The organism is Actinomadura sp. 7K534 (assembly GCF_004348575.1).
In the GTDB taxonomy this organism is placed as follows: domain Bacteria; phylum Actinomycetota; class Actinomycetes; order Streptosporangiales; family Streptosporangiaceae; genus Spirillospora; species Spirillospora livida.
On sequence record NZ_SMKB01000072.1, the window covers coordinates 23,112 to 30,571 of the forward strand.

4 protein-coding genes are annotated in these 7,460 nt (G+C 73.8%); 2 read left to right on the forward strand and 2 right to left on the reverse strand.

Annotated elements, in window-relative coordinates; genetic code table 11:
• The first annotated feature begins 38 nt into the window (after nt 1-38).
• A complete protein-coding gene (locus tag E1266_RS16595; protein ID WP_132047860.1) occupies nt 39-1,463 on the forward strand; it encodes an amidase in 1,425 nt (474 codons plus the stop codon).
• 28 nt (nt 1,464-1,491) lie between these two features.
• Nucleotides 1,492-3,612 carry a 4-alpha-glucanotransferase gene (gene malQ / locus E1266_RS16600; RefSeq protein WP_132047862.1) on the forward strand — a complete coding sequence of 707 codons (2,121 nt, stop codon included), beginning with the start codon at nt 1,492-1,494 and terminating at the stop codon, nt 3,610-3,612.
• On the opposite strand, the gene E1266_RS16605 is transcribed toward malQ, so the two are convergent.
• Complete coding sequence (locus E1266_RS16605; protein WP_132047864.1) at nt 3,593-4,588, reverse strand: hypothetical protein; 996 nt, start codon at nt 4,586-4,588, stop codon at nt 3,593-3,595. The two genes, malQ and E1266_RS16605, sit on opposite strands and share 20 nt — an antisense overlap.
• Nucleotides 4,589-4,713: 125 nt before the next feature.
• Nucleotides 4,714-7,248: an aminopeptidase N gene (pepN, locus tag E1266_RS16610; RefSeq protein ID WP_132047866.1), complete on the reverse strand. Its 2,535-nt coding sequence runs from the start codon at nt 7,246-7,248 to the stop codon at nt 4,714-4,716.
• Nucleotides 7,249-7,460 lie beyond the last annotated feature (212 nt).

Consider the following 7,460-nt stretch of genomic DNA (forward strand, 5'->3'; position numbering starts at 1 on the left):
TTTGATGCCCGCGCACACGGCGTCTAGCGTTCCGGTTTGTGACACAAACCCATGACCTCAGCGCCACCCGGATGGCCGCGGCCGTCCGCACCCGGGAAGTATCCCCCGTCGAACTCACCGAGCACTACCTGACCCGTATCGAACGACTCAACGAGCAGGTCGGCGCCTACGTCACGGTCACCGCCGACCGGGCGCGCGAGGAGGCGCGGCAGGCCGAGAAGGCCGTCCTGGACGCGGCGGACCCGGCGGACCTCCCCCCGCTGCACGGCGTCCCGGTCCCCATCAAGGACCTGAACATGGTCAGCGGCGTCCGGATGACGTTCGGTTCGAGCGTCTACTCCGACCTGGACGGGTTCGCCGACGACCACGTGGTGACCCTCCTGCGGCAGGCGGGGTCGGTGCTCCTCGGCAAGACGACGACGCCCGAGTTCGGCCTGCCGTGCTACACGGAGAGCGCCGTCGCGCCGCCGGCCCGGACGCCCTGGGACCTCTCCCGGTCGGCCGGCGGCTCCAGCGGCGGCGCCGCCGCGGCGGTCGCGGCGGGCCTGGCGCCCGTCGCGCAGGGCAGCGACGGCGGCGGGTCGATCCGCATCCCCAGCAGCGCGTGCGGGCTGTTCGGGCTCAAGCCCACCCGGGGCCGCGTCTCGCAGGGGCCGGTCATCCCCGACCTGTTCGGGCTGTCGACGAACGGGCCGATCGCCCGGACCGTCCGGGACGCGGCCCTCCTGCTGGACGTGATGGCGGGTTACCAGCCCGGCGACCTGTACGCGGCGCCGCCGGTCGAGGGGACGTTCGCCTCGTACGCGGAGCGCCCGCCGGGCCGGCTGCGGATCGCGCGGAGCCTGGAGACGGCCGTGCCGGGCGCCGAGGTGCACCCCGACTGCGTCGCCGCATACGACGCGGCGTCCGAACTGCTGGAGGAGCTGGGCCACGAGATCGTGGATCTGCCGCCGATGCTCGGGCCCGACGTCCTCCCGCACTTCGTGACGCTCTGGGGCGTCATGGCGACCGTCACGCCCGTCGCGGAGGAGAGCGAGCACCTGCTCCAGCCGCTGACCCGCTGGCTGCGCGGGCACGGCGAGGCGACGACCGCGCCGCAGCTGTTCCAGGCGCACGCCGCGCTGCAGGGGGCGCTGCGCGCGGCGTTCCCCGTGATGGACGAGTTCGACGCGATCCTGCACCCGACGCTGGCGCAGCCGCCGGTCCCGGTCGGGTACTTCCACGACCAGGAGCCCGCCGAGAACTTCGAGCGGCAGACGAAGTTCACCCCGTTCACCGCGGTGTACAACATCTCCGGGCAGCCCGCCGTGAGCGTCCCGCTGCACGTGAACGCCGACGGCCTGCCGATCGGGATCATGCTCGCCGGGCGGCTCGGCGGTGAGGGCACGCTCATCTCGCTGTCCGCGCAGCTTGAAGAGGCCCGCCCGTGGATCGGCCGGAAGCCGGACATCTGGACGGCGTGAGCCCGCCACGACGGGGCATGGTGCAGGCGTGGCCGACGATGAACTGAGCACGCTGGCCGGACTGCACGGCGTCGCGACCCGCTACACCGACTGGCGCGGGCGCGCGGCCGAGGTCTCGCCCGGCACGCTGGTGGCGGTCCTGGCGGCGCTCGGGGTGGACGCGTCCACCCCGAGCGCCGTCCGGGCGGGGCTGGAACGGGCCAGGGAACCGCGGCGGGGGTTGCCGCCGGCCGTCATCGTCCGCCGGGGGGACGGCACGGTGACCGGCCGGATCCTCGCGGAGCTCCGCGGTCATCTCGGCTCCGGCGAGGACGCCGAGGTGGACGTCGAGGTGTCCGCGGGGGAGGTCCTGGCACCGCCGGACCCGCACGTCCAGCCGGACGAGCGGCCCTACGAACCGCTGGCCGGGCTGGCGGACGTGCCGGCCGGCTGGCACCGGCTGCGCGTCCGGCGCGGCGGCCGCACCGACCACGCGGCGCTGCTGGTGGCACCCGCCGCGCTGCGGCCCCCGCCCCGGACGTGGGGTTTCACGGCGCAGCTCTACTCGGTGCGGTCCCGGGCGTCGTGGGGGCTCGGCGACCTGCGCGACCTGGCGGACCTCGCGGCGTGGAGCGGCCGCGAGCTGGGCGCGGGGTTCACCCTGGTCAACCCGCTGCACGCGACGGAGCCCGTCCCGCCGGTGGGGCCGTCGCCGTACTCGCCGATGAGCCGCCGCTTCCCGTCGCCGATCTACCTGCGGGTCGAGGACATGCCGGAGTACGCGCGGCTGCCCGCCCGGGACCGGGAGCGGTTCGCCGCCCTGGCCGCCAAGCTGCGCGCGCAGGAAGGGCTGCTGGACCGGGACGCGGTCTGGGCGGCCAAGCTGGAGGCGTTCGAGGCGATGTTCCGCCTCTGGCGGGAGGACGCCGACCCGGGCTACGCGGAGTTCCGCAGGCGCGAGGGCGCGGCGCTGGACGGGTTCGCCGCCTGGTGCGCGATCAGCGAGGAGCAGGGCACGACCGACTGGCGCCGCTGGCCGCGGCCCCTCCAGGGCGCCGGCGACCCTGACGCCGGAGAGAGGTGCGCGGCGGACGTTCCCGGCTCCCGCGCCGCGTTCCACGCGTGGCTCCAGTGGCGCCTGGACGGGCAGCTCGCGGCGGCGCAGCGCGCGGCGCGGGACGCGGGGATGCCGGTCGGCGTCGTCCACGACCTGGCGGTCGGGATCCCGCACGGGAGCGCCGACGCGTGGATGTACCGGGGCATGCTCGCGTCCGGGATGAGCGTCGGGGCGCCTCCGGACGAGTTCAACCAGCGCGGCCAGGACTGGGGCCAGCAGCCGTGGCGGCCGGACGCGATGGCCCGCGACGGCTACCGGCCGTTCCGCGAGATGGCGGCCGCCGTGCTGCGGCACGCGGGCGGCATCCGCCTGGACCACGCCATGCAGGTGTCGCGGCTGTGGTGGGTGCCCGAGGGCGCGTCACCCGCCGACGGCACCTACGTCCGCTACGACCGCGACGCCCTGCTCGGCTGCCTCACCTGGGAGGCCGAGCGCTTCGGCGGCGTGGTCGTCGGCGAGGACCTCGGCACCGTCGAGCCCGAGGTGCGGGAGGCCATGGCCGACCGCGGCGTCCTCGGCACGTCCCTGCTGTGGTTCGAGCGCGCCGGGGACGGGCGCCCCAAACCGCCCGCTCAGTGGCGGGAACTCTCCCTCGCCACCGTCGGCACGCACGACATGCCGCCCATCACCGGTTTCGTCCACGGCGACCACATCGCCCTCCGCGACCGGCTCGGCCTCCTCACCCGCTCCCGCGCCGAGGAGGAGGACGACCACCGCCGCCAGTTGGCGGACTGGCTGGCCCTCCTGCACGGCGAGGACCTGCTGGCGACGCCGCCCGCCGACATCATGCGGGCTCTGGCGGACGGCTCCACCGCCCACGACGCCGAGATCGTTGCGGCCTTGCACGCCTTCCTGGGCCGTACCCCCGCCCGCCTCAGGGGCGTCTCGCTCGCCGACGCCGTCGGAGAGCGCCGCACGCAGAACCAGCCGGGCACCACGGACGAGTACCCCAACTGGCGAGTCCCCCTGGCCGACGCCGGAGGCGACCCCGTCTTCCTGGAGGACCTCGGTGACGCCTTCGTCGACCCGAGCCTCAGGCGAGGGTCGCGGTGATGCGGGTGGTGACGTCCCGGAGGAGGGTGTCGGGGCGCAGCTCGGCCGCCGCGATCGCGGAGAAGAGCTCGGGAAGGCCCGGCAGCGGGTAGGAGCCGTCGGCGCCGGCCATGGCCTTGTGCCCCAGCGCGTGGCGGGACAGGGACTTGCGGGCGCGGGCCCAGGCCGTCCGGACCTCCTCCGGGGACGGGACGCCGAACCCGTGCCCGACCGGCGCCGCGTGCCGCAGCTTCACCAGGGCGCCGTCGGTGAAGTCCACGGCGAGCTTGCAGCGGTCGGTGAGGTCCGCCCGGACCGGGCCGTCCAGCCGGGTCATGACCGTGCAGGGGGTGCGGCAGCGGGCGGCGCAGTCGCCGAGCGCGGAGGCGACCTGGCTGTGCTGGCGGTCGAGGTAGGCGCGCCACCCGGGTGCCGGTTCCCCGGCGACGCGGAGGGTCCGCTCGCAGGCGGAGCGTTCCGGGCGGGTGTGGTCGCACATCCGGGCCGAGCCGGGCTCGACCGGCACGCCGAAGCGGCTGCCGTCGCCCGTCACGGAGTCGCCGATGCGGGCGGGGTCGCCGGCGTGGCCGAGGACGGGCTCCCACGCGAGCATCGGGAGGTACTCGCCGGCGATGTGCACGGCGGCGACGAGCGCGGCCATGTCGCGGCGGTGCCAGCGGATCGCGATGACCTCCAGCAGGAGGGAGTACGCGGGGCGGAGGCTGGCGAGCGCGCCGCGCGGGCGTTCCCGCGGCGCCTGCGGCATGCGGCTGGCGCGGGCCCGGTCGAGCAGGTCGCGGGGGACCTCGCCGGTGGCCTCCGGCATCCCGAAGTCCTCGGCGTCCAGGTCCAGGACGCGCTGCCCGAACGCGCACAGGGCGGCGACGGTGCCGGCGTGGTGGTCGGGGACGACGGTGCCCTGCGTGATCAGCGCCTCGAGGTCACCGAACGCGTACCGCCGCGCCAGCGCCGTCAGAACGTCCTGTGCGGTCTCCAACGCGACCTCCTCCCCGCCGGCGGCACGGCCCCGCCCCCGTGACCGTTAACGATCCCATGGTCACGGGGGCGGGGGACAGGTTCGCGCAGGCCGATCTGAGCGCTGGGCTCAGGCGGACGCGGTGCTCAGGCGGACGCGGCGTCCTTCGCGCGGGCGCGCAGTGCGCGGGCGACGCCGTCGCGTCCCTCCGACAGGAGCCTGGTGAGCGCCGGCGGGGGCTTCTCCTCGGAGATGTAGGACTCGGTGCGGTCCACGGTGGACTGCTCGATGACCAGGAAGGGGTAGGCGACCTCCGCGAACGTCTGGGACATGTCGCTGCTCCACTCCCGCCAGACGCGCCCGACCTCGGCGAAGTAGCGGTCGACGTAGGGCACGAGCAGGTCGGCCTGGTCGGGCTCCACGAAACCGCCGAGCGTGGCCCGGAAGACGGCGTTGGGCAGGTCGCCGGACACGATCCGGTCCCACGCGGCGGCCTTCGCCTCGGCCGACGGGACGGCGGCCTTGCAGCTCGCGGCGTGCCGCTCGCCCGCCGCGGTGCGGTCCCGCTCGTGCTCGGCGTCGATCTCGGCCTCGCCCGCCTTCCCGGTGACGACGAGGCGGCGCAGCAGCGTCCAGCGCAGGTCGGTGTCGACCGTGAGGCCGTCGAGGACCTGCGAGCCGTCCAGCAGCCCCTGGACGAACGCCAGGTGGTCGTCCGACACGGCGGATCCGGCGAACGCCTGGGTGTAGGCGAGCTGGAGGTCCGAGCCGGGCTCGGCGCCGCGGGCCAGGTCCGCCAGGGTCTCGGCCAGGAGGGCCTGGCCTTCGCCGCGCCAGGCCGGGTCCGCGTACTGCTGGAGGGCGAGGCGCGCCTGCCGCAGCAGCGTCTGGGTGACCGCGATGTCGGTGACGCCGCGGATGCCCTTCGCGACGAGCCGGACGTAGTCGCGGGTGGCCATCTCGGCGTCGCGCGTCATGTCCCAGGCCGCCGACCAGCACAGCGCGCGCGGCAGGCTCTCCCTGATGTCGCCGATGCTCTCGACCAGGGTGGCCTGCGAGTGCGCGTCGAGCCGGATCTTCGCGTAAGTGAGGTCGTCGTCGTTGACCAGGACGAGGTCGGGACGCTTCTTGCCGACGAGCTGCGGGACCTCCGTCCGGGCGCCCACCACGTCCAGCTCGACCCTCTCGCGCCGGACGACGCCCTCCGGCGTCCTGTCGTAGAGCCCGATGGCGAGGCGGTGCGAACGCAGCGTCGGGTAGTCGGCCTTGGCCTCCTGCAGAACGGCGAACGACGAGAAGTCGCCGTCGCCGTCCAGCTCGTACTCCGGACGCATCGTGTTGACGCCCGCCGTCTCCAGCCACTCCTTCGACCAGGCGGCGAGGTCGCGGCCGGACATCTCCTCCAGCGCGCCCAGCAGGTCGGTCAGGACGGTGTTGCCCCACGCGTGCCGGTCGAAGTAGCGCCGGACGCCCTCCAGGAAGTTGTCGAGGCCGACATAGGCCACGAGCTGCTTCAGGACGGAAGCGCCCTTGGCGTAGGTGATGCCGTCGAAGTTGACCTCGACGGCGCGGATGTCGGGGATGTCGGCGGCGATCGGGTGGGTGGACGGCAGCTGGTCCTGCCGGTACGCCCACGCCTTCTCCAGGTTCGCGAACGTCGTCCACACCGAGGTCCAGTCGGTGGCCTCGGCCATGCACAGGACGCTCATGTACGTGGCGAACGACTCGTTCAGCCACAGGTCGTCCCACCAGCGCATGGTGACCAGGTCGCCGAACCACATGTGCGCCATCTCGTGCAGGATCGTCTCGGCGCGCCGCTCGTAGGCCGCGTCGGTGACCCGCGACCGGAAGACGTAGTCCTCCAGGAACGTGACCGCGCCCGCGTTCTCCATCGCGCCCGCGTTGAACTCGGGGACGAACAGCTGGTCGTACTTGCCGAACGGGTACTCCCGGCCGAAGACCTTCTCGAAGTAGCCGAACCCGCGGCGGGTGACGTCCACGATCGCGTCGGCGTCGAGGTGCTCGGCCAGCGACGCGCGGCAGAACACGCCGAGGGGGATGACGGAGCCGTCCTCGCGGCGGTACTCGTCGCGGACGACGTGGTACGGCCCGGCGACGAGCGCGGTGATGTAGGTGGACATCCGCGGCGTCGGCGGGAAGCGCCACGTGCCGCCCTCGGCCGAGGCGGGGGCCTCGTTGGTGACGACCTCCCAGTCCGCGGGGGCCTGCACCGTGAACTCGAACGTGGACTTCAGGTCGGGCTGGTCGAAGCACGTGAACATGCGGTGCGCGTCGGCCGTCTCGAACTGCGAGTACAGGTAGACGCCGCCGTCGACCGGGTCCACGAAGCGGTGCAGGCCCTCACCGGAGCGGGAGTACGTGCAGTCGGCCACGACCCGGAGCTCGTTGTCCGCGGCCAGATCCGGCAACGGCAGGCGGCCCTTCTCGGCGTCATAGGACGAGGGATCGAGGGCCTTGCCGTTCAGCGTCGCCTCCCGCACGGTGGCGCCGTGCAAGTCGGCGAACGTGGACGCGCCGGCCTCCGCGCAGCCGAACCGGATCACGGTGGTGGAACCGAAACCCTCCTCACCCGTCGTCACGTCCAGGTCGACCGTGTACGACTCGACGGTGAGCAGCCGGGCCCGTTCCCGCGCCTCATCGCGCGTGAGGTTGCCTGCCACATGAACTCCTTGGTCGGCTTCATTCGCTTGGTTTCCCCCATGTCTACCAACCGGAGGCCGATCCGGCCCGCCCGCCACGGGCATTGAACCCATTTCATCCCCGTGCTGCCTGGGCGACGCGGTGATTCTGCAGGGCGGCGATGGCCTTGACGATGTGGCCGGCCTTGCTCGGGCTGCAGCGCAGCTTGCGCAGGATCCGCCATGACTTGAGC